At 44.3% G+C, this 22,976-nt stretch carries 19 protein-coding genes and 1 pseudogene; 14 read left to right on the top strand and 6 right to left on the bottom strand.

Annotation, left to right across the window (positions count from 1 at the left end; genetic code table 11):
* Positions 1-4: 4 nt before the first annotated feature.
* Positions 5-1,489 carry a phosphomannomutase CpsG gene (locus IP485_RS04350; protein WP_198326191.1) on the bottom strand — a complete coding sequence of 495 codons (1,485 nt, stop codon included), beginning with the start codon at positions 1,487-1,489 and terminating at the stop codon, positions 5-7.
* Positions 1,490-1,677: 188 nt separating this feature from the next.
* On the opposite strand from IP485_RS04350, the gene mazG reads away from it, so the two are divergent.
* The 8 genes from mazG (at position 1,678) to yjgA (ending at position 9,382) form a co-directional block, all read left to right on the top strand.
* Positions 1,678-2,559 carry a nucleoside triphosphate pyrophosphohydrolase gene (gene mazG, locus IP485_RS04355; protein ID WP_198326192.1) on the top strand — a complete coding sequence of 294 codons (882 nt, stop codon included), beginning with the start codon at positions 1,678-1,680 and terminating at the stop codon, positions 2,557-2,559.
* Entirely contained in the window at positions 2,543-2,935 is a 393-nt protein-coding gene (locus IP485_RS04360; RefSeq protein WP_198326193.1) for a ComEA family DNA-binding protein, read from the top strand. The genes mazG and IP485_RS04360 overlap by 17 nt, the downstream gene beginning before the upstream one ends.
* Before the next feature lie 166 nt (positions 2,936-3,101).
* Positions 3,102-5,330 carry a polynucleotide adenylyltransferase PcnB gene (gene pcnB / locus IP485_RS04365; RefSeq protein ID WP_198326194.1) on the top strand — a complete coding sequence of 743 codons (2,229 nt, stop codon included), beginning with the start codon at positions 3,102-3,104 and terminating at the stop codon, positions 5,328-5,330.
* Positions 5,331-5,361: 31 nt separating this feature from the next.
* A complete protein-coding gene (gene folK / locus IP485_RS04370; RefSeq protein WP_198326195.1) occupies positions 5,362-5,874 on the top strand; it encodes a 2-amino-4-hydroxy-6-hydroxymethyldihydropteridine diphosphokinase in 513 nt (170 codons plus the stop codon).
* A 91-nt stretch (positions 5,875-5,965) separates the two neighbouring features.
* The gene (gene panB / locus IP485_RS04375) at positions 5,966-6,766 is read left to right on the top strand and encodes a 3-methyl-2-oxobutanoate hydroxymethyltransferase (RefSeq protein ID WP_198326196.1); all 801 of its coding nucleotides are present in this window, start codon (positions 5,966-5,968) and stop codon (positions 6,764-6,766) included.
* Between the two features lie 49 nt (positions 6,767-6,815).
* Positions 6,816-7,721 carry a pantoate--beta-alanine ligase gene (gene panC / locus IP485_RS04380; RefSeq protein ID WP_198326197.1) on the top strand — a complete coding sequence of 302 codons (906 nt, stop codon included), beginning with the start codon at positions 6,816-6,818 and terminating at the stop codon, positions 7,719-7,721.
* 178 nt (positions 7,722-7,899) lie between these two features.
* Positions 7,900-8,823: an RNase adapter RapZ gene (rapZ, locus tag IP485_RS04385; RefSeq protein ID WP_227686434.1), complete on the top strand. Its 924-nt coding sequence runs from the start codon at positions 7,900-7,902 to the stop codon at positions 8,821-8,823.
* A 46-nt stretch (positions 8,824-8,869) separates the two neighbouring features.
* Positions 8,870-9,382, top strand: a complete 513-nt coding sequence (gene yjgA, locus IP485_RS04390; protein ID WP_198326199.1) for a ribosome biogenesis factor YjgA — start codon at positions 8,870-8,872, stop codon at positions 9,380-9,382.
* 100 nt (positions 9,383-9,482) lie between these two features.
* Here the strand turns inward: yjgA and IP485_RS04395 are convergent, their stop codons facing one another.
* A complete protein-coding gene (locus tag IP485_RS04395) occupies positions 9,483-10,103 on the bottom strand; it encodes a thiol:disulfide interchange protein DsbA/DsbL (RefSeq protein WP_194363444.1) in 621 nt (206 codons plus the stop codon).
* Between the two features lie 482 nt (positions 10,104-10,585).
* Here IP485_RS04395 and ubiG point away from each other — a divergent pair, with 482 nt between their 5' ends.
* The 4 genes from ubiG to IP485_RS04415 all read left to right on the top strand — a co-directional run bounded on the left by ubiG (position 10,586) and on the right by IP485_RS04415 (position 13,628).
* Entirely contained in the window at positions 10,586-11,434 is an 849-nt protein-coding gene (ubiG, locus tag IP485_RS04400; RefSeq protein ID WP_198326200.1) for a bifunctional 2-polyprenyl-6-hydroxyphenol methylase/3-demethylubiquinol 3-O-methyltransferase UbiG, read from the top strand.
* 88 nt (positions 11,435-11,522) lie between these two features.
* Positions 11,523-12,233 (top strand): HAD family hydrolase, encoded by a 711-nt coding sequence (locus tag IP485_RS04405; RefSeq protein ID WP_197174786.1) that lies wholly within the window; start codon positions 11,523-11,525, stop codon positions 12,231-12,233.
* Positions 12,234-12,339: 106 nt separating this feature from the next.
* Positions 12,340-13,176 carry a YciK family oxidoreductase gene (locus IP485_RS04410; protein WP_198326201.1) on the top strand — a complete coding sequence of 279 codons (837 nt, stop codon included), beginning with the start codon at positions 12,340-12,342 and terminating at the stop codon, positions 13,174-13,176.
* A gap of 185 nt (positions 13,177-13,361) precedes the next feature.
* The gene (locus IP485_RS04415; RefSeq protein WP_198326202.1) at positions 13,362-13,628 is read left to right on the top strand and encodes a DksA/TraR family C4-type zinc finger protein; all 267 of its coding nucleotides are present in this window, start codon (positions 13,362-13,364) and stop codon (positions 13,626-13,628) included.
* Positions 13,629-13,791: 163 nt separating this feature from the next.
* Here the strand turns inward: IP485_RS04415 and IP485_RS04420 are convergent, their stop codons facing one another.
* Together IP485_RS04420 and ompR are read right to left on the bottom strand one after the other, a co-directional pair.
* Positions 13,792-15,015 (bottom strand): GTP-binding protein, encoded by a 1,224-nt coding sequence (locus IP485_RS04420; protein ID WP_198326460.1) that lies wholly within the window; start codon positions 15,013-15,015, stop codon positions 13,792-13,794.
* A gap of 76 nt (positions 15,016-15,091) precedes the next feature.
* Positions 15,092-15,850 (bottom strand): two-component system response regulator OmpR, encoded by a 759-nt coding sequence (ompR, locus tag IP485_RS04425; RefSeq protein WP_194363449.1) that lies wholly within the window; start codon positions 15,848-15,850, stop codon positions 15,092-15,094.
* 398 nt (positions 15,851-16,248) lie between these two features.
* Here ompR and IP485_RS04430 point away from each other — a divergent pair, with 398 nt between their 5' ends.
* On the top strand, positions 16,249-18,786 hold the full coding sequence (locus IP485_RS04430; protein ID WP_198326203.1) for a Tex family protein: 2,538 nt from the start codon (positions 16,249-16,251) through the stop codon (positions 18,784-18,786).
* 95 nt (positions 18,787-18,881) lie between these two features.
* Positions 18,882-20,037: pseudogene (locus tag IP485_RS04435) on the top strand (IS3 family transposase).
* 122 nt (positions 20,038-20,159) lie between these two features.
* Here the strand turns inward: IP485_RS04435 and IP485_RS04440 are convergent.
* Entirely contained in the window at positions 20,160-20,756 is a 597-nt protein-coding gene (locus IP485_RS04440; RefSeq protein ID WP_198326204.1) for a hypothetical protein, read from the bottom strand.
* 606 nt (positions 20,757-21,362) lie between these two features.
* Complete coding sequence (locus IP485_RS04445) at positions 21,363-22,649, bottom strand: saccharopine dehydrogenase family protein (protein WP_198326205.1); 1,287 nt, start codon at positions 22,647-22,649, stop codon at positions 21,363-21,365.
* Positions 22,650-22,976: the final 327 nt, after the last annotated feature.

Raw genomic sequence — 22,976 nt, forward strand, 5'->3', positions numbered from 1 at the left:
AGTCTTACGCTGTTACAGCACCTTGTTCTGCTAGCCACTGTTGAATTTCTTGTATTTTAGTAACCAATAATTTCCTATCACCGCGACTTTCGATATTTAACCTGATCAATGGCTCTGTGTTAGATGCTCGCAAATTAAAGCGCCATTCTCCAAAATTCAGACTTAAGCCATCTAGCGTTGATTTGACTGGATTCTGCACGCTAAACTTCTTTTCAATCGCGTTAATGATAGCTGGCGCATCGTGAGTGGTGAGGCGAAAGTTCAGTTCACCTGAGCTAGGATATGCCTCGATATAACCTGCGACCAACTCTGACAAGGTCTTACCAGTGATAGACAGTAGTTCAATAGTCAGTAGCCACGGAATCATGCCGCTGTCGCAATAGAAAAAATCTCGGAAGTAATGATGCGCTGACATCTCGCCACCGTATACTGCACCTGAGTCACGCATGACCTGCTTAATAAAAGAGTGCCCTGATTTACTAATGACAGCGCTACCAGCATGGTCGTTAATAACGGCTTCGGTATTATAAATCACTCGTGGATCATAGACGATAGATTCGTTAGGGTATTTATTCAAAAAGGCTTGCGCAAGCATACCGACCACATAGCTTCCATCGATAAATTCGCCTTTTTCATCAAATAAAAAGCAGCGGTCAAAATCCCCGTCAAAAGCAATCCCAAGGTCAGCATTGTTTTCTAACACAGTCTGCTTGGTCGCGACTCTATTGGCTTCAATCATGGGATTGGGAATACCATTGGGGAAGCTACCATCAGGCGTGTGGTGTAGTTTGATTACCTCAATTGGTGCACCAACTTGCATCAGTTTATCAATTAATAAATCAACCACAGGACCTGCACTACCGTTACCTGAGTTGATTACTAGCTTGAGCGGTCGTAGTTTTTTAGTATCGCTAAATGTCATGACATGGTCAATATATGCACTTTTATCAGTCAATAATCGTAATTTGCCTGATGGGTTGTCAGTCGTGAATTGCCCAGACTCAGCAAGCGCCTGAATTTCTGCCAGACCATCATCGGCACTGATCGGCTTTGAGTGTTCTTTCACCAGTTTTAAGCCATTATAGTTGATAGGGTTGTGACTGGCAGTGACTTCGATACCGCCCAACGCCTGATAGTGACTGGTGGCAAAATACACCTCTTCAGTACCACTCATACCCAGATCGATTACATCGATACCTGCATCCATCATACCTGCGGTCGCTGCTTGCTTTAGTTGTTCACTCGAGTGACGAATGTCGCTACCGATAACGATAGCAGGTCGTAGCGACGTTGTATCATCGGGCTGAGTGCTAGCGGCATGATAACGTTGATACAAAATCTGAGCAAAAGCACGCCCAATACGGTAAGCAATTTCTTCATCCAAATTAACGCCAAGCTCACCACGAATATCATAAGCTTTGAATGAGCTGATCGTAATAGGATTGAATTCAGTTTTTGGCTGATAGCTAATGGTCGCAGAAGTAGACATAATAGTAAAAATTCCTTGCGCGTGAGCAGTGGTAAAATAATAAAATAGATAGCACAATTATAGGCCAATCAGGGTTCAATGATACACTAACCACTCAATGATAAATCAAACGCGCGCCAATAGTTATTGATTAACTTTATACTAAGCCACCGAATAAAATAACAAACAAAACGATAAGAGCCTTCCTTATGAATACTCCTGATAATAAAATCACAGTGCCTGTACCAGTACAAGGAACACCAGAAGCCACAGGCCAGCTTGATGATCTTTTAGCATTGATGGCGCGTCTACGCCGAGACTGTCCTTGGGATCAGAAGCAAACCAATCACAGTCTCATTCCCTATGCCATCGAAGAAGCTTATGAGCTAGGCGAAGCGGTACAGGGCGATGATGATGAAGATATCAAAGGTGAGTTGGGTGATGTGCTGCTACAAGTGGTGTTTCATTGTCAGATGTATGCTGAGCAAGGGCGCTTTGATATGAATGACGTTATTACTACTCTACAAGAGAAGCTGATTCGTCGTCATCCGCATGTTTTTGAAGCCGAAACACTAACAGACGATGCAGCGGTAAAAGTACGCTGGGATGAGATTAAAGCGGAGGAGCAGCAAACACGCGAGGCACGCGGTAAACCAAAGCGACGTTTGGATAATACCAAAGCGGGTAGTGCGCTCATGCAAGCACAAGACGTACAAAAACAAGCGTCAAAGCTGGGTTTTGATTGGGAAGGTGTTAGCGGTGCTTTTGATAAACTGGATGAAGAGATTGCTGAGCTAAAGCATGAGCTGACAGATAATTCTACAACTGCTGTTGGATATGACATAAGCAAAGCCAATATTAGAGAAATTGAAAAAGAGCTGGGTGATTGTATGTTTGCGCTGGTCAATGTCGCACGCAAATTAAATCTGGATGCAGAGACAGCAACCTTAACCTGTGTCCATAAATTTAAGTCACGCTTTGGTTATATCGAGGAGCAGTTAGCGCTCGCTAGCAAGCAGTTAGAGGATAGCGACTTAACAGGGATGGAAGCACTGTGGGAGCAAGCCAAACAGCATGAACGATCCTCGTAAAGCATTATTTGCTCGTTTGACTATACCCATTAGCTTGATGACACGTGTTTTGGTTTGCTCGATATTGGCGACTATGGCGGTTACTAACAGTCATGCTGCCCCTTGTTTTGATAGCCCGCAAAAGGCCTATGATTATCTATTGTCACAAGAAGCGGCAAAAACCCAAGCGCGTGAGCAATATATTGTGAATATCAATCGAGCAAACGAAGGCGAGCTGGTTTCGTTAGATGGTATCGGTAGTAGCAAAGCGCAGGCAATTATCTTATATCGTGAGATGTTTGGCGGTTTTACCACGGTTGATGAATTATCAAAAGTCAAAGGTATCGGTGAAAAAACGGTTGAGAAAAATCGAAGACGGTTGAGTGTGCAAGATTAAAGGCGATATTTTGTATGAATCAACCCCAATATTGACAAAATAGCATGTAAGTAAATGTCATAACACACCCACCACGCACAAAATTTGTTAAACTAGCAGGTACATCCGCCTGATAAACGCTGTGTTATTCAGGGGTGGTCAAAGAATACCGGCGAGGAGTAGATGCATGGCCGAGCGTGCCGCCAAGCAGTTAGAACTGAACAAATCTGAATTACCCAATTCCATTACTGAAGTGATTGCCACATTAACCCGAGCTGGGTTTGATGCCTATATCGTCGGCGGCGGCGTGCGTGATACCTTGTTGGGCCTACGTCCAAAGGATTTCGATGCTGTTACTGATGCCAAGCCACATGAGATCAAAGATGTCTTTGGCAAGCGCTGCCGTATTATCGGTCGCCGCTTTCAGTTGGCGCATGTATATTCTGGTCGAGAGTTGATAGAAGTGGCTACTTTTCGTGGTCCACCAACCAATGATGCCAATACCAATCAAGACGGTATGATTTTGCGCGACAATGTTTGGGGTGACATCAAACAAGATTTCTCCCGTCGCGACTTTTCTATCAATGCGCTTTATTATCAACCGCTCAAAGGCATTGTCCATGATTTTTGTGATGCACTTGATGACATCGATAACAAAATCATCCGCCTATTGGGTCATGCACCTGTGCGTATTGAAGAAGATCCAGTACGCCTGTTACGTGCCTTGCGTTTCAAAGCCAAGTTAGGCTTTGAGTTTGATGAAGCGTTATCTGAGCAGTTCCATGATGGTAATTGGGCATTGCTTGAGCAGATATCACCGCATCGTCTCTATGATGAAACGCAAAAGATGTTTACTGGCGGCTACCTTGTGCCATTGTTGCCGCTATTGTTTGAGTCAGGTGCGATTGATAGTCTAATCATCTATCCACCGGCTGAGCCAAGCGCGTTAGTAAATCAGGTGGCCATCAATACTGATAAACGTATCGCATCAGGCAAGAGTATCAATCCAGCATTTTTCTATGCAGCGTTACTGTGGGAAAACTACCTGCATCAATTGGCAAAAGCCAAAAAACGCAATATGCCTTTTGCTGAAGCGCAAATGCATGCCGCGGGCAAAGTGATTGATCGTCAGCGTATTAAAACCGCGATTCCAAAATTTGCAGAGCAGTTTATCCGTGACATTTGGATATTACAGCCAAAATTGGCGGCGCCGCGTAGCAAACAAATCGTCCAGCTATCTGAGCATCCACGCTTTCGCGCAGGTTTTGACTTTTTATTACTGCGTGAGCAATGCGGTGATGCTGAGCATCCACTATCAGAATCAACCAATGACATGGGTGACTGGTGGCAGACATATCAGACTTTGTCTGAGCAAGAGCAGCAGCAAGCGATTGATGATTTTGATGAAAATATTCGCCGCGGTGCTTACAAAAAAGCCCAAGGCGGTCGCGGACGCAGTCGTCAAAAGCCTGAGGCAAATACTGACAACGCACCAGCCAAGAAGAGTAACACTAAGCAAAGCCGTATAGTGGATAGTGCAGAAAACAGCAGAGATGGTCAGACGACAGTGAACGATCCATCTAATATACCAGCACGCCGTCGCCGCGCAGCCAGTCATTCTAAAGCGGCTCAAAATGACAGTAAAGATAGCAATAGGCAGCAAGTGAAACAAGACAGTCATGAGCTCGCTCAGCTACAGCAGTTGTCTCTTGCGAATAGTCAGCCATCATCGAACAAGCGCCATCACTCTAAACCTGCGCCGCTGTTTGTGATCGAGCACGGCAATGTCGTACCGCCGCTACAAAAGCAGTTATCGAATCGTGACGAGTCAAAGCCTACGGTTGCTCCTGTTAAGAATCAATCAGCAACGCGCGAAGTAGCACAACCGAAAACGGCTAAAGTCACTCGTTCAGACAATGCTCAATCCGCTAAAGCTCATGAGCCAAAGGCAGCGCCAGCATCTGATGAAGCACGTCCTACGCGCTCTATTGCAAGATCGCCTGCATTAGTGAGTATGAACAACGAGCCGGTACCGTATAAGCGTCGCCGCCGTCAGCCTACCGTGGATACTAGTAACACTGTCGAAGCACATAGCAGTACTGAAGTGACAAACAGTATTGATGAACGAGGCAGTGAGAGAAAGCAGACGACTAAGCAATATGCCAAAAAAGCGCCGAAACCAGCGGATCAGATGAACAATCAAGCTGATGCCAAAGGTGCTAAATCTGTAGAGCCGAAAGCAATAAAAAGTAGCGCGACTGCTACAAAAGCTAAAGAACCAGTCAAAGCGACCACCGCAAAGTCTGATCGTACCGCTCAAGCGGATAGTCAAATGCCTGCTATCAAAGTGACAGACAACAAAGGCCCTGTACCATCGAAACGCCGCCGCCGTCAGCCAAGTACTGATAACGCTTAAGTATGATCTATAGACAGTTGGGTAAAGCGATATGGATGAGCCGATTTGGTTTATAAGCTATGTGGGCTTGGGCAGTAATCTGACCAATGAGTTGGGCTCACCTGCAGAGCATTTGCAACAAGCAGTCAAGAGCCTGCGTCAACATGCACAAATACGTAATGTTGACGTATCTTCACTTTACGCGTCAGATCCTATGGGGCCACAAGATCAGCCGGACTTCGTTAATGCTGTTGCGGGTTTTGAGACAACATTGACGCCATTTGAGCTGCTTAGCTTTTGTCAGCAGTTGGAGCAGTTAGCCAAACGTGCTCGCTTACGCCGCTGGGGTGAGCGTAGCCTAGATGTAGACATCTTATTGTATGGTGAGCTGCAGATAACCGAGCCTCAACTCACGATACCGCATGCGGGATTATGTGAGCGTAACTTTGTACTGGTGCCGCTACGTGAGCTGGCACCAAATCTAATGATTATGGACAAGCCAATAGCTGACCATCCACAGAGTTATGACTGGACAGGCTTAAAGTTATTGTCAAACGACGCATGATTTTAAATGTCAAAACAGTCGTCGTTAGCGTTACTAACAACTGATGAACGATATTAATGAGTAGCCGCACAGCAGAATAATTGAGGGTCATATGACGACGTTATCCACTTTAAATAAATTTAAAAAAGACGGTACCAAGTTTACTTGTTTGACGTGCTATGACTCGATGTTTGCACGTATGATGGAAAACGCGCAGATTGATACGATTCTGATTGGCGATAGCTTAGGCATGGTTGTGCAAGGCCATGAATCAACGTTACCGGTGACAGTCAATGATATGGCCTATCATACCGCCAATATCGCGCGTAGTAATAAACATGCGCTTATTTTAGCTGACCTACCATTCATGAGTTATGTGACATTACCAGAAGCCATCGCTAATAGCCGACAGCTAATGCAAGCAGGCGCACATGTGATCAAAGTTGAGGGTGGCAATGAGCTCTGTGAATTGGTCACAACCTTAGCGCGAGCGGGCACACCAACGTGCGTACATCTTGGTCTGACCCCGCAGTCGGTCAATGTCTTTGGTGGCTACAAGATTCAAGGTCGCGGTGATGAAGCCGCAGATAAACTGCTTGCTGATGCTAAGGCTGTCGTTGCGGCAGGTGCGGCACTGCTAGTATTGGAATGTGTCCCTGCTGAGCTTGCAAAAGCAGTCACCGAAGCCGTTGCCGTACCTGTGATTGGTATTGGTGCTGGCGCAGATACTGATGGCCAAGTGTTAGTGATGCATGACATGCTCGGCATGGCTCATGGCCGTGTTCCACGCTTTATTCATGACTTTTTGACGGATGAGCGCAATACTGAACATAGTGTTGAAGGGGCATTTGCACTCTATCAGCAGTCGGTCAGAGAAGGCAGTTTCCCAACCGAACAGCACCAATTTAGCTAGTCTCATACAAGCCATTGAACCACTAAATGTCTGAAAAAGAACCGTAATCATGTCTCCTATTATTCATCATCATATCTCATCACTACGTACTGCTTTGCAGCCTTATCGTGGTCAAAACAATGACAAACCAGATGGACTACAGCGTATTGCTTTAGTACCAACCATGGGCAATCTGCATGACGGTCATCTTGAGCTCGTAAAAATCGCCAAGCAACACGCCGATATTGTAGTGGTTAGTATTTTTGTCAATCCTACGCAGTTTGGGGTGGGAGAAGATTTTGACAGCTACCCACGTACGCTAGATGAAGATATTGCCAAACTAGAAACCGTCGGCACGGACTATGTTTTTGCGCCTAGTATCGATGAGATGTATCCAGTATTGCCGCTGCCGACCTCTGTATTAGCTGGTGTCATTACTGAGCAACTCTGTGGCCAATCACGTCCCGGACACTTCGATGGTGTTGGGATTGTTGTCTCTAAATTATTCAATATCGTTCAACCAGATGTGGCGGTATTCGGACAAAAAGATTATCAGCAGCTCGCTATTATCAAGCAGCTAGTACGCCACTTGAGCTATCCTATTGAGATCATTGGCGCACCTATTGTTCGTGCTGATGATGGCTTGGCGCTCTCCTCACGCAATCAGTATTTAAGCAAATCTGAGCGGCAGACAGCACCTGTACTGCATCAAGCACTACAAGTGTTGGCACAGCAGTTAGAGAGTGGCAAAATGAGTCAGCAAGCCTTTGAGAGGTCACTGGCAGACACGCAAACTCGTATGAGTGATGCTGGCTTTACCATTGATTATTTGGCCGTAAAAACAGAAGCGCTAACACCTGTCGTCAGTGATGTAGCAGATTTCAATACGGGCAGCACAAACGTTGTGATCTTAGTCGCTGCTTGGTTAGGACAGGCACGTTTACTGGACAATCAATTAGTAACTGTCACTAATTAACTATCAGTTAGTGACAATCCATTAGTAGCAGTCGATTAATTATAATCAATGAATGAGCTATCATAAATGAGTGCGGGCGAGTCAGTATTGTTACAACCGTATGGTACTAACCGCTGTGAAACGGAATGGGTAAGTCATGAATGTGAGTCAAGATCAAAAAGATCGTAAAGATACGGTGATGACAGACCAAGTATCAAGCGATAAGCTGAGTATCTTGGTAGTGTCAGGACGTTCAGGATCAGGAAAGACGTCGGTTCTGAATATTTTAGAGGATTTGGGCTATTACTCTATTGATAATCTGCCACTGTCTTTATTACCGGATGCGGCGCATAAATTGGTCAACGAAAGCGGTATTCACCGTATTGCGCTTGGTGTCGATATTCGCACGCCGCGTGCTGATTTGTCCAACTTTGCACAAACACGTGATCTGCTCAAAAAAATGTATGGCGCAGATGCGGTTCAAGTGCTCTATGTGACCGCACAAGAAAGTACACTAATTGCCCGTTTTAATGCGACCCGCCGTGTGCATCCATTAATGTCGCAAGATGTCGACAGTGATAATGCTAAACATATAGCATCCAATCTGCCAGCTGCGATCAAAAAAGAAATTGAATTACTAGAGCCAATTGCGGGCCATGCCGACATTAAAATTGACACTAGCAGTCTGAATATTCACCAATTAAAAGACACTTTGCGTGAATATATCGGTGCTGACAATCAGATTGTTATCAATCTACTATCGTTTGGGTTTAAATATGGCAGTCCTATCGATGCTGACTTCGTCTTTGATGTCAGGATTCTGCCCAATCCGCACTGGAATCCTGAACTGCGTGCGTCGACTGGTCTCGATTCTGAAGTTGGGGCATTCTTTGCCGACTATCCAGAAGTGGCTGAGATGACAGATGATATCAATCGATTTTTGACCCGCTGGCTACCAGAATTTTTACACAATAACCGTCACACCGTGACTGTGGCCATTGGCTGTACAGGTGGCAAGCATCGTTCAGTGTTTATCACTGATCATTTGCAGCGCCGTCTTAAAGATACTATGCCAGCAGGCATCAAGGTGTTGGCTAAACATCGCGAAAAAAGTCGCTGGTAACAGCAGACACTATTCATTTTATTATTTATTATTTTGGAAAGCTTTTATGATCGACTGGAAAGAACAGGATATGCGCGTCTCGCGCACAGAACTCAAAAAAGCCCATGAGCGCTTGCAGCAGTTATCGATACCGCTTGCGAGTTTATCGAAAAAACAGCTAAAAGCCTTGCCTGCCAGTGATTATTTTATGGCAGAGCTAATGGCACTGGCTGATATCACCAGCGCCAATGCACGCAATCGTCAGACCAAACGTGTTGGCAAGCTTATGATTGAAGAAAATCGCCATGAGCTGATAAAAGCATTATTTGATGCATTTTTTCCGAAAGAGCAGGTCTCAAAAATAGAGAGCTGGTATGATCGCTTAAACATCAACGATGAAGGTACGCTCAAGCAATTTGTCAAACAATACAAAGCTTCTGAGCACCATAGTATGTATCAGTTATTACTCTGGATTGAGTATGCCAAGCATACCAATGATGAAGAGCTGATGTCTGAGTCAAAAGCAGATTTGGCCAGTTATATTCGTGAAGTGGCTATATTGTCACAGGTAAAGAAATAACAGCGATATGCTCAAATAAAAAAGCCAATCACTGAATGATTGGCTTTTTTGTGTCATAATTTTCTAGAATTAATAAAAAGATATGCGACTTATATGGATATTATTTCTTTTCAGCACGTACTTTATCAACTAAGTAATCGACAACTTTGACAACTTTAGCATCTTCGCCTGTGACCACATATTTGCCTTGTACGACGACAGATGGGACACCCGTGATTTGATAACGTTTGGCACCTTCTTGTGAGCGACCGATTTTTGTACCAACAGCAAATGAGTTATAAAGACTGTTGAATTTCTTTTCATTCACGCCTTTAGTTGCATACCATTTGCTGAGTGAAGACTGATCAAACAGTTTTTTGCCATCTTTATGTACAGCATTAAATAGCGCATCATGCGTTTTGCTCTCGAAACCTAACAACTGTGCTGCATAAAAACCACGAGCATTGGCTTCCCAAACAGGATTCAGTGCTGCTGGCGTTTTGAAAAATGCAACATCTTTATCTTTGGTTTTTGCCCACTTTTCCATATGCGGATTGAGCGCATTACAATGCGGGCAGCCATACCAGAAAAACTCACGAACAATGATAGCATCACCGCTGATGGTCTCTGGGTTGTCTATCACGCGATAATCTTTTCCAGCGACATAGTCCGCAGCCTGTGCGCCCATAGAGGAAAGGCCAATGGCCATGGCCAAACCAGTCAGTGTGATGACACGTTTCATACTTTATCCTTGAGATGTGGGGATTTAGAATTGGTTAAGAGGTTGGTATATCTATAATCTTTAAAGCAGGCAATCTCTAAATATACAGTTTTAGAGTGCCTACATGACGCAGCGTCGAGTATAATCCAACGATACTCAAGTATCGACTATGATAACGTAAAACATACGTGACTGTGAATCGGATTCTTAACCGATAGTTGTAAAGCTGTTAGCTATTATTTAAGGCGTCTTACTTAAAGCATAAATAGTCGTGAGCCATTAGGCTAATGATGACTATTTCCTTATGGGTTAACTTTTCATTCGCTTGTTTTGAAGTTGTTTCACCCTAGAGATAACATAACATTGCTAAAACTATTCACAATCGGTGACGATGTACTTACGGCAAAACCACTGTGCTCATGCTAATATTAAATGCATAACTACGAAATGTAGACGATAACAACGATAACAGAAATCAAGAAAGACAATCAAGGAAACCTGCTATGAGCCAAGCTTTATCCTCTTCGAACGATACGACAAGCAGCACGCTCGACAATACACCAAATACTATCATCAATGTAGATCCCAGCGAAGTAGAAAAGTTTAATAACTTGGCTGGTGAATGGTGGAGCAACACGGGTGCATTTGCTACGTTACACGAGATTAACCCACTACGCTTGAACTGGATAGAAGAAAACGTAAAGCGCGGCTATCAAAACGACAGTAGTTCTCATAATAGCGCCTCTCAAGAAGCTGCCGGTAAAACAGCTGAGCAGGGGCTGACTGGCAAAAAAGTACTCGATGTAGGGTGCGGCGGTGGTATTTTAGCAGAGTCAATGGCGCGTCGCGGTGCTGACGTGACTGGGATTGATTTGGGTACTGAAAATCTCAAGGCAGCAACCGTGCATGCAGAGCAAAGTGGCCTAGAAAACACGCTTCGCTATCAGCATATTCCAGTTGAAGAGCTGGCAAAGACGCATGCAGGTCAGTTCGATGTGGTGACTTGTATGGAGATGCTGGAGCATGTGCCTGATCCAAGCTCGATTGTGCAAGCCTGTTTTGAGCTGTTGGCACCGGGCGGTGTTTGTGTGTTATCGACCATCAATCGAAACCCAAAATCATATCTGTTTGCCATCGTTGGGGCAGAGTATGTACTACGACTGCTTGATCGCGGTACACATGATTATGCCAAATTCATCACCCCAGCTGAGCTAGACAAAATGGCCATCACTGCTGAATTTGTACGTCAGGACATTATTGGGTTACATTATAATCCGTTGACCAAACGCTACTGGCTCGCTCAAAATGTCGACGTCAACTATATGATGGCAGTACAAAAACCGTTACGTTAATCGAATATGATGGCGCTAAGCGAATGCGATGGTGGCAACATTCTCGCCTATTCATCAAACACATTTTTAATCTCAAGAGCATTTCACTATGACCCAATTTGTAAAAGCTGTTTTATTTGACCTTGATGGGACATTAATCGATACTGCTGCTGATTTTGTTCGTATCATTGGCAAGATGAGTCTCGAAAACGGTTGGCAAGCACCACCTGAAGCCGAAATCCGAGAACAAGTCTCTGCAGGTGCCTCTGCTATGGTGCAATTAATGCTGCGACATAATGACCAACTTGATGTCAGTGAAGAGGATTTGCTTAATTTTCGTCAGCAGTTTTTAGACGATTATGAAGCAGATATTTGTGTCGATAGTTGTGTGTTCGCTGAGCTTGAAGAAGTGTTAACCGAGCTTGAGCAAAAAGGCGTGCCATGGGGAATTGTCACCAATAAGCCGCGTTACTTGGCAGAAAAACTACTAGGCCAAATGCAATTGGATGAACGCTGCGCAGCCTTGGTGTGTCCTGATGATGTATCACGTTCAAAACCAGACCCAGAACCGATGTATATGGCGTTAGAGAAGCTTGCGATACCACGCGGCGCTGCAGGCTGCGTCATCTATGTCGGCGATCATATTCGTGATATCGAAGCAGGCAATGCTGCTGGTATGCCAACAATTTTGGCCGCTTATGGTTATATCCCGAGCGATGAGCAAAAGTCCCTCAAAAAATGGGGCGCAGACTACATCACTGATACGCCGAAGCAGTTAAATAAGTTGCTGCTTTCTTCTGGTAAATTTGAATATTTATAAACGTCTATTTTATGAGTAGTAAATAGATTAGCAGCATTAGTAATACTAAATTCGCAACGATAAGCACCTATCCCCAACGATTCAATGATAAGTAGTGAGTAATGCCATGAGTGACAATATTAATCAGCTGGCCAGTCAGCAAGACAACCCAAAAACCGTTCAAAGTCTTACACAACCTTTGACTCATGACGATATTCGTAACTTTGTACCACCTGAAAACTGTCTAGATGGCAAAACTATCTTAGTGACTGGGGCAGGCGATGGTATTGGCCGTGTAGCAGCATTAACTTATGCCCGTTATGGCGCCACAGTACTGCTATTGGGACGTACCAGTAGTAAGCTTGAATACGTTTATGATGAGATCGAAAGCCTCGGTGGTAAGCAGCCTGCAATGTTACCCATGAATCTAGAAGGCGCCAGTTATGCTGAAATGCAGCAGCTAGAAAGACTGATCGATAAAGAGGTCGGTCAGTTAGATGGTATTTTACATAATGCAGGTGTGCTCGGACAGCTGACACCCCTTGAGATGTATGACATCGATACCTTTGCTCAAGTCATGAAAGTCAATTTTACCGCGACCTTTATGCTTACCCAAGCGCTGCTACCGTTGCTAAAAGATGCCGATCAGGGTTCTATCGTCTTTACCTCTAGCACGGTAGGCACACATCCGCGTGCATTTTGGGGTGCTTATGCACTGTCAAAACAAGCAGTGGAAGGGATGAGCGATATCTTCACTCAAGAGACGCAAAACACCACGAATCTGCGTTTTAATTGTATCAATCCTGGTGGCACTCGTACCAATATGCGCGCCCATGCATACCCAGGAGAAAGCCCGATGAGCCTTAAAACTCCTGAAGATATTATGGCAGGGTACGTCTGTCTGATGAGTGATGAAAGTATCGGTGTGCGCGGTCAAGTGGTTGAGCTACAGCCAAAAGGTTAATAGCGTCGGTTTGTTAGGGGACAAAAAATGCTAGTTGGAAAACACTAACAGTAACGTATTGATTTTATGCTTAATTAACCATGGTTTATATAGCCGTTAATCGCTTGTAATTGACTCAATATAACCCCATCTATCTGTTATTAAAGTAATTTATAATATCTAATGATAATAAATAGGATAAAATTATGGCAGGTGGTTGGTCAAGAGATGGTGCTGAGCATGAACAGATGGATGCAACGGTAAATGATGCATTGGAGCGGGCGAGACGTTCGTTACCGACGGGTGTCAGTGCCGAGTTATGTGATGAATGTGGCAATCCTATTCCGGAGGCACGGCGGATAGTGGTGCCTGGTATCCAGCACTGTGTTGGTTGTCAGACAGAGCTTGAACAAGAAGCAAAAGCCACTGAACTGTTCAACCGGCGCGGTAGTAAAGACAGTCAATTACGTTAATCAAAAAGCGACCCTGTTATGAAAATAACAGGGTCGCTTTTTTGTGGCAAATCTTATTTATACATTGATTTTAGCTATAGTTGATTCAGTTTAAAAGAGAGTCAAGGCAACCGAGCGCAGATGTATAGGTGATACCTTAAGTGAGGTTAACGCTGTCACTCTTTTATAGAGGATTGACTATAACCATGGCCATCAGTTCACGATCACAAACTTCCCAATCTATCGCAGTTGATGATTTAGGCGGATACTGAGAGTCTATGGTTTCCACAGCAGTATCGAAAGTATCCTCTAACTGCAAAATAATCTCTAACCGACTATCAGGCTGTGCGTCAACTGTGCTCGTGGTGAGACTATCGGGTGTGAAGTTGATCTGTAGCCAACCATCAGACGTATGTACCACACCCTTGATACGCTGCCAGTTTGGTAATGCTAATAACCAGTTTGGTAATTCATCAGCGTTTAACATATAACTCGCTGGCAGTCGCCATCCCGCCAAGGTCAAATCTTGCTGATTCTCATGGTAACGATAGGGCAGGTCAGTATAAGTGCTGATCTGAGTATCACTCTCATCTATAGAAGTGCTCGCTGATGATGCCATTGTGAGAGAGTGGATCTGCGGTTGTAAACTGACAGTAGACCGTTGAGGGCGAGCAATAGCCACTTTGCGCTGTGCTGAGATAACTTGGCTAGGTTTACTCAGTTGGGTACTTAGTGCTGCGGCATAAGCCTTTGCCAGACCAACACCTGATGCCTCGGTTATATCAGTGGTCATTGGCTCAGATACTGCCCAAATGATGCTTGCTTGCGAATTTAGCGTGGCTATCCATTCTATCAAAGCTTGTTTTTCACCCGCATTCAGTTGGTCATAGCGATTGACCACCAGTACATCGGCATCACGGACATGCGCTTGAAAGCCATCATGATGACGATACTTGACTTGTTGCCACTGTACGCCGCTCAATACGGTTATCACCGCCTGCATTTTCAGTGCAGTTTGCCAATGCGAGGCGCTGAGTTGTCGGATTAGCTCACGTGGATGGGCAAGCCCAGTCGGCTCGATGAGTAATCGCTGTGGATGATGGTCGCTCAGCAAACGACTGATTGCAATCTGTAGAGGCAATTGACTGGTGCAACAAATACAGCCGCCACTGACTTCTCGAATCGCAATGCTGTCTTGCTCAGCAGTGTTGTCTTGTGAGCTTGCTAGCAACGCGCCATCGATACCGATACGACCAAACTCATTGATGAGTAAAGCCCAGCGCTCATCAACAGGTTTCGTGGCCAGTAACTGGTTAATCACGGTGGTTTTTCCAGCACCCAAAAACCCTGTCACTAACGTGCAGGGTATGTTTTGAAAAATAGTAGATGTTTTCAAAGATAGGCTCATTCGTTTGGAGATATTAGGGCATGTCATTAACACGCCCTAATGACATGCTTTAGGTAAGACTTATAGTTGACGAGAATTACTCACCCTTAGCGGTCTCTACTTCGGTCTCGTCAGGAACGAACACATAGCCCACACCCCATACGGTTTGGATATAGCGTGCCTGTGAAGGGTTGCTTTCAATCAGGCGGCGCAGGCGTGATACCTGTACATCGATAGAGCGCTCCATCGCGCCCCATTCACGACCACGGGCAAGATTCATTAGTTTGTCACGAGTCAATGGCTCACGTGGGTGCTGTACCAGTGCCTTTAATACTGAAAACTCACCTGTTGTCAACGTGACTACGTTGCCATCACGTTTGAGGGTACGAGTCGATAAGTCCAATGTCCACGGACCAAATTCAACCACTTCTAGCTGATGACTTGGTGCGCCAGGTAGCTCACGGTTTTGACGACGCAATACTGCTTTGATACGAGCTAATAATTCTTTTGGATTAAAAGGCTTCGGCAAGTAATCATCTGCGCCAGCTTCTAGACCGGCGATACGATCGGCATCGCCACCTTTAGCAGTGAGCATAATGATTGGAATGTCAGCGTTGTCTTCACGTAGACGCTTACAGATGCTGATGCCATCTTCGCCTGGTAGCATCAAATCTAATACCACTAGTGAGAAAAGCTCACGCTGCATGAGTTTGTCCATCTGGCCGCCATCATGAGCAGTACGAACCACAAAGCCGTCGTCTTCTAGGAAGCGCTGTAACAAAGAGCGTAGACGGGCATCGTCATCGACGACCAAAATACGCTGGGTCAAGGTATCAGGGCTGTTATTATCAGGCATACAGGCATCCTCTTATAAAAATTATTGTTAGCAAAAACGGCGGTTAGCAGAGACTATAAAATAAAAATCCATGAGTAAAAAATGACTGCTAACCAAGTATTATTATTTAATAATTGGTCAAAAATAAGTACGTCATAAAATCAAAGACTATTGTTCAATATGGCAGCACCTATCAATATTCGCGCTATTGATACTTTAGTGTATAAGATTGCACGGCCAATTGCATCACTCATAAAGATAAATGCTGTATGCGTTTGTTTAACGATGCGATAGAACGCATGATATGAAATGATTTGGGCCACAAAACAGCCGATAAATAACGAAAAGATAAAAAGGATTTTTATTCATGCAGCTTTTGCTATAATGCAAAGCTACATTTCTCAACGATTGATACGTATATGAGTAGCACTGATACCTTAACGTCATCTCAAACCTCGACAAATGCACAGGTTTTGGATGCAACCACACACGCGAATATTCACGACAAGCTTGCTCGCGCGCTTGGCATTAAGACTGCTCAAGTCAATGCGTTTGTCAAACTTTACGATGAAGGTGCGACTGTTCCCTTTATTGCGCGTTACCGCAAAGAGAAAACCCAGAATCTTGATGATGCGCAGTTGCGTGCTTTAGAGAAGTCTCTTAATTATGAGCGTGACATGGCCACACGTCGTCTCAAAATCACTGAGCTGCTGAGCACACAGGGCAATATGACCGATGAGCTACAGACGCGTATTGATAATGCGACCTCTAAGCTTGAGCTTGAAGACATCTATCTGCCATATCGTCCACGTCGTCGTTCGCCAGCTGCCAAAGCTCGTGCTGCGGGTCTCGATGTTGCTGCTCAGGCAGTATTGACGCAAGAGATTACGCCAACAGAAGCACTGGCTGATTACCAAGTTCAGTCAACGATTACTGACGATAGTGGTAATGAGATCGAGGTTGATTTTAGCGATATCGAAAAACAACTGGCCGGCGTGCAAGCCATCATCGTTGATGAATGGACACAAGCATTGGGCCTATTGGATAGCTTGCGTAATGGTTTTGCCAAAACGGCCAGTATCGTATCGAGCGTTGCCAGTGATGAAAAGCGTGAAGTCGGTGAGAAATTCAAAGACTATTTTGAGCATAGCGAAAGCTTGGCTCGCTTGCCAAACCATCGCCTATTAGCGATGTTACGTGGTCGTCAAGAAAACGTCTTGGGTCTAAAGATTGAAGGCGAAGACGCCCCATTTATTGACAAAATCATTCAGCATTTTGAGATTACTGCTAAAGCACCTTCTGAACGAAGTGAGTTTTTGTCAGAGGCAGCCAGTAGCTTGTGGAAAGACAAGTGGCGCCCGCATATCGAGCACCGCCTGTTAACTGAAAAGCGTTTGGCAGCAGAAGCCGATGCCATCGATGTGTTTGCTAGTAATTTACAGCATCTACTGATGTCAGCACCTGCAGGCCCCAAAGTCATCTTAGGTGTTGATCCTGGTATCCGTCATGGCGTAAAAATGGCCATCGTTGATGCGCAAGGTCATGTCATGTCAGATAGCGAAGAAAAGCCTGTCATCGCGACCGTTTATCCGTTCGCCCCTGATAATAAGATGGATGAAGCCAAAAAAGTCATCGATGAGCTATTAAGCACTTACAATGTGGATCTAGTGGCTATCGGTAATGGTACGGCAAGCCGCGAAACAGATGCGATGATCAAAGAGATTTTGGCCACGAATGATGCATTAAAAGCCAAAGCCGTCATCGTCAATGAGTCTGGCGCCTCTGTTTATTCAGCTAGTGAGCTTGCCACTGATGAGCTTGGTAATTTAGATGTGTCTGTACGTGGAGCCGTCTCTATCGCACGTCGCTTGCAAGATCCATTATCAGAATTGGTTAAAGTCGATCCAAAAGCCATCGGTGTGGGTCAATATCAGCATGACGTGAACCAAAGTCAGCTGGCAGACAGCCTCGATAAAGTGACTCAAGACAGCGTGAATGCCGTTGGTGTCGATGTAAATACTGCGAGCCCTGCTATACTAGCTCACATTGCTGGTCTTAATCGCAATGTGGCACAGCAAATCGTCACCTATCGCAAAGAGCATGGTGCCTTTGATAGCCGCGAATCGCTCAAAAACGTGCCGCGTTTGGGTGCTAAGACTTTTGAGCAAGCAGCAGGTTTTTTACGTATTCATAATGGTAGCAATCCACTTGATGCGACCGGTGTGCATCCAGAAAGCTATGCATTAGTGGATAGCTTATTGGTACAAGCTGACAAGCCATTATCAGAAGTGATCGGGAATGATAGTGTGCTAAACACTATCAATACCACGGCACTGGCTGCTAACGATGACAATGTCAGCGTCAAAGCCATTATGGAAGAACTTGCCAAACCTGCACGTGATCCACGTCCAGAGTTTAAAACAGCTAATTTCCGTGATGATGTGAATAGCATCAAAGATTTGAGCGAAGGCATGACTTTGGAAGGCGTTGTGACAAATGTGACGGCCTTTGGTTGTTTCGTCGATGTTGGTGTCCATCAGGATGGCCTAGTACATATCTCACAAATGGCCAATGACTTTGTCGCAGATCCAATGAATCGTGTCAAACCAGGCGATATCATCTCAGTCCGCGTCATCTCTATTGATGAGAAACGTGGTCGCATTGGCTTTAGCATGAAGCCTGAGTCAGAGAAACCAGTACGTCCAGCAGCAAAATCGACTGTCGAAGATACGGGTTCTGACGAGAAGGGCACTCGCTCGCGTAGTGACCGTCCAAGTAGCAATCGTCCAGCTGCTGATAAACGTCCCACTAAGCCACGTGGTAAGCGCCAGGATAAAAACAACGCTAATAGCAGTCATGCTAAAGCACCAAGAACTGAAAAAGCAGAAGCCCCTAGCAAGTTGGGTACGTTTGGCGCCTTATTACAAGAAGCTGGCGTGACCAAAAACAAAAAATAATCATTAGTAGCATACAAAAAAGGCAGCCATATGGCTGCCTTTTTTTATGCTAAATGTCCCGTCCTGAAATAAGTTTACGAAAAAGGAGCTTATTCATGGACAAGTTAGAGACTACAAGGGTTAAGCGTACGCAAAAAGATTACACGCTAGGCTTTAAACTAGCCGTCGTTGACAGTGTAGAAAAAGGCGACATGACCTACAAACAAGCGCAAGCGATTTATGGCATACAAGGACGCAGTACCGTATTGGTATGGCTGCGACGTCATGGTAAATTAGACTGGATCCACCTACCTAAGAGTCAGACTATGCCATCTAAAGAAACCCCAGCGCAAACCATAAAACGTCTAGAACGTGAACTGGCTGATGCCAAAGCGCATAACCTTATTTTAAGCAAAGTCGTCGAAGTATTTGAAAGCGACTATGGAGCACATGCTAGAAAAGAGTCTGCTACGGCATCCTCTGGCAGCTCAAAACAGACAAACAAATAAGTTTAGCCCGAGGATGCCGGTTGCTTAGTGTTAGCCCGCAAGCGGTGTATCAACACCGTATCCGGCAGCATGACAAAGCATGCAGGTTTGCAGTCATCAAGGACTGGGTACAAGCGTATCGAATGCTAATGCCTCGTATAGGAGGTCGGAAGTTATATTGGCTCATTAAGCCTAAGCTGATAGCGCATGGTATAAAGATTGGCCGTGATGGGTTCTTTGATTATTTAAGAGCACACCGCTTGTTGGTTAAGCCCAAACGTAACTATACCAAGACTACCTTTAGCAGACATTGGTCGCCGATATTACTTATGTCACCTCTAAGCAAGGGGTGCACTATTTATCTTTAGTGACAGATGCTTATTCAAGACAGATTATGGGCTATCATTTAAGTGAGAGTATGCCAGTGACTGAGGTTGTAAAAGCTCTCAAGATGGCGGCCCAAAGGCGACGTTATACTCATGAAGTGATTCATCACTCTGATAGAGGCCTTCAGTACTGTGCATCAGAGTATCAAGAGGTGCTTAGAGTAAATAACATCACACCGTCTATGACCGATGGCTATGATTGTTATCAAAATGCGTTGGCTGAGCGGGTCAATGGTATTTTAAAGAATGAATTCTTATTGTATGAGTGCAATACGATGAGTGAGCTTAAACAGCTCATCGATGAGTCTGTTTATATCTATAACAATATCAGACCTCATTTAAGTTTGAATATGAGAACACCTGCCCAGGTACATGACCGTTATTTATGTCCTGCTTAACGTAATGAGCCAGATACTCAGGGTATCTGGCTCATTAAAAAATCATCAATCTATTTTAGGACGGGACAAAATAAAGCGTTAAAACATAGCGCTATAAAAATTATGCTTTATAAAAACTGCTTTTAGCGTGATACAGCAATACGGCGGTTTTCTTTAAATTGTACATTGGCTGGCTGAGTGGCTAACAATTCACCACGCTTGTCTTTTGTTTTCTCTTGCAAGGTACTAGCAGTATTGGCCATTTTGTTTTCGGCAGCAGCTTCGCCTGTAATTAATGGCTGATAGTCTGCATTGCTATGCTGCATATTAGGTGCTTGAGTGTTTGGTGCAGACGCTCGAGCAGTGGTAGCAGTATTGGTTGTTGCAGTGCGTGTCATTGCAGCGGTATTGTTATTCATAGGGCTAGCTTGCTTATTCATATCACGAGGTGCATTTTCCATATCACCAGATTCATAATTCATGTCGCTAGTGTCTTCGTCCATATCACCTGATTCGTCATCCATCTGCATATCATCAGATTCGTCGATCTCGACTGCATTAGTCTGGTGAGCCATTGGCTTGGCATTAGGGCTTTGCATATCAGCCTGTGCTGTACTCTTAGCAGAAACGCTTGGCATACTCGGCGGCATCATGTCGCCATGACTGGTTGGCATAGCCATAGCCATCGTTGGTAATACAAGTGTGGCACCCATGATTAACGATAAGATATTTTTCTTCATGATAAAACTCCAAAACATATAAAATTGGTAATGATTAAAAACTGTGATTCAGCACTTAAATAATAATGCTGACCTGTCATCAGTTTTCTATTAGGATTATTTATTATTGCGCTGTGCAAAAATGCTGTAGGGGAAAGTACCAGTTATATGTCTTGTGATTCAGTAGTAAACTCATTGCTGTTCTAACAGCTTGATGTTTTATTGTGATGTTGTGCAATCGTCCACTATCGGCTTTCGTTTTAGATAGCATCGATATTAATCTGTATATTTCAATTGACCGAACTATATCTGCCCGTATTAAATATAAACGACTGTTTATATTAGACATACGCTTTACATATAAAATTTTTATATATTTCATTATTTGAATAAATTTAATAATGACTCGAGTCTATATAGCGTGCCAATAGATATTATTATGTTGCGACAAAAAATTCACAGCACAACGTATTAAAAAGTCAGAAAAGCGCAACACTATTCACCAAAGAAATACGATATAGAGCTTTATTAACTTCTGCTAAAGTCATGATAAGTATAATCCAATAAAAAACCGTGCCTTATTGCTAAGACACGGTGTTCAAAGATGGAAAAGGAAAGGCTAACCAGTTAGCTGTCAATCACCTCAAAGCTGAGACCAGCATGTGCTTCTAAGCGAGTAATGAGCTTGTCACCCATGGCAGCAGCAGGTGTCCAAAATCCACCGCCGACCTCTTCTTTGCTGACATCTAGCGCGAGACATAGTGCTGCTTGTGACAGCATACGAGAGGTGCTGCCATAACCAGGATCTCGATCGCCTGTCACTTTAACGGTGATGGTGTCATGTTTGGTGGTTTGACCAAAATGACGAATATCAAAAAAGCCATTTTCTTGATCGTCTTTAGAGGGGCCTGATCCTGCTTTGGGCAGTACATGATTGGAGAGTAGCTCACGACTCGGTTTGATCATCATGGCCGTGGCAAAACCCAATAAACCTGCACTCATGGCATAGCTTGAGACTTTTCCTTTGATACCATCCGGCATCCACATGGCTTCATCGTATTTAAAATCGCGACCATAGTCATACCCTAGCAATTGATTGCTGCGATGTACGATACGCGTATTGATGGTTGCCATGACAAAAGGCGCCAGCCAGCGTTTATGCTCGCTGTCATATAACGGTTTGCTGACATTATCCTGACGCACGCTTGGCGCATCGGTGTCGTCATTCAGCAGATAAGGATTGGCCACTTGTTTGCGGCGTGCTTTGTCTTGACCGGCTTCTTCAAAGATAGTTGCCATCGAGGCGATAGTGCCGCCAGAGATGCCGCCTTTGGCTGCTTTGACACGCATGTTAATCACATTACATCTCTCACCAAATGCCTCTTCTGCTTTGGCTTGCGTAAAGTAAACGCCCAAATCAGATGGAATAGAGTCAAAACCGCATGAATTGACGATACGTGCACCGCTTTGCTTGGCAGCGTCTTGATATTTGTCCATCATATCTTTGATAAATATCGCCTCGCCAGTCAGATCGACATAATCGGTACCATTTTTGGTACAAGATTTAATCAAAGGCTCACCGTATTTAAGATAAGGCCCTACGGTTGAGATGATGACTTTAGTTTTTTTGGTCATGTCATCTAGACTGGCCGTGTCTTTACTGTTGGCAATGATCATATCGACTTGGCTATCAAGCTTGGACTGCAATTTATTCAGCTTGTCTTCGTCACGCCCTGCGATTGCCCAGGTGACAGCAGAGCCATCTGTATTTTTGGCATCAGCCAAAAACGTGGCCAAATAATGAGCAGTGATTTGTCCCACAAAACTGGTTGCACCGTATAACACAACGGCATAAGGGCGCGTTTCACTAGTGTTCTGTGATGTTAAGTCTGCGGTATCCGTCTCGGTATTCATAGGTATTGTCCTTAATAAATGTATGATGAATAGACAGTAAACTATAAACCAAGTTGTTTGGATACGTTAGGAGTTTATGGGGTCGCTACAGTTTCCATTGGTAAACTTCTGTCTCAAAAAATGTCATCGTGATGCTAAATTGTTGATAGACAATGATAGAGTTATCTATACGACATTATAAAATATAGTTAAATCCACATAAATCTGCTAAATTATCATCCTCGCTAAGCATACTAATGTTCAATTTGCACTCACCGAGACAAGAAAAAATAAAAGGTATGACGACTTGCTACAAAGTTTACATAACCTACCGACATCATTACTAAA

This window comes from Psychrobacter sp. NG27 (genome assembly GCF_016106655.1).
Lineage (GTDB): Bacteria > Pseudomonadota > Gammaproteobacteria > Pseudomonadales > Moraxellaceae > Psychrobacter.

Coding starts and splice junctions, on each gene's coding strand:
- IP485_RS04350 (WP_198326191.1), bottom strand. CDS start 1,489: ATGTCTACTTCTGCGACCATTAGCTATCAGCCAAAAACTGAATTCAAT.
- mazG (WP_198326192.1), top strand. CDS start 1,678: ATGAATACTCCTGATAATAAAATCACAGTGCCTGTACCAGTACAAGGA.
- IP485_RS04360 (WP_198326193.1), top strand. CDS start 2,543: ATGAACGATCCTCGTAAAGCATTATTTGCTCGTTTGACTATACCCATT.
- pcnB (WP_198326194.1), top strand. CDS start 3,102: ATGGCCGAGCGTGCCGCCAAGCAGTTAGAACTGAACAAATCTGAATTA.
- folK (WP_198326195.1), top strand. CDS start 5,362: ATGGATGAGCCGATTTGGTTTATAAGCTATGTGGGCTTGGGCAGTAAT.
- panB (WP_198326196.1), top strand. CDS start 5,966: ATGACGACGTTATCCACTTTAAATAAATTTAAAAAAGACGGTACCAAG.
- panC (WP_198326197.1), top strand. CDS start 6,816: ATGTCTCCTATTATTCATCATCATATCTCATCACTACGTACTGCTTTG.
- rapZ (WP_227686434.1), top strand. CDS start 7,900: ATGACAGACCAAGTATCAAGCGATAAGCTGAGTATCTTGGTAGTGTCA.
- yjgA (WP_198326199.1), top strand. CDS start 8,870: ATGATCGACTGGAAAGAACAGGATATGCGCGTCTCGCGCACAGAACTC.
- IP485_RS04395 (WP_194363444.1), bottom strand. CDS start 10,103: ATGAAACGTGTCATCACACTGACTGGTTTGGCCATGGCCATTGGCCTT.
- ubiG (WP_198326200.1), top strand. CDS start 10,586: ATGAGCCAAGCTTTATCCTCTTCGAACGATACGACAAGCAGCACGCTC.
- IP485_RS04405 (WP_197174786.1), top strand. CDS start 11,523: ATGACCCAATTTGTAAAAGCTGTTTTATTTGACCTTGATGGGACATTA.
- IP485_RS04410 (WP_198326201.1), top strand. CDS start 12,340: ATGAGTGACAATATTAATCAGCTGGCCAGTCAGCAAGACAACCCAAAA.
- IP485_RS04415 (WP_198326202.1), top strand. CDS start 13,362: ATGGCAGGTGGTTGGTCAAGAGATGGTGCTGAGCATGAACAGATGGAT.
- IP485_RS04420 (WP_198326460.1), bottom strand. CDS start 15,015: ATGAGCCTATCTTTGAAAACATCTACTATTTTTCAAAACATACCCTGC.
- ompR (WP_194363449.1), bottom strand. CDS start 15,850: ATGCCTGATAATAACAGCCCTGATACCTTGACCCAGCGTATTTTGGTC.
- IP485_RS04430 (WP_198326203.1), top strand. CDS start 16,249: ATGAGTAGCACTGATACCTTAACGTCATCTCAAACCTCGACAAATGCA.
- IP485_RS04440 (WP_198326204.1), bottom strand. CDS start 20,756: ATGAAGAAAAATATCTTATCGTTAATCATGGGTGCCACACTTGTATTA.
- IP485_RS04445 (WP_198326205.1), bottom strand. CDS start 22,649: ATGAATACCGAGACGGATACCGCAGACTTAACATCACAGAACACTAGT.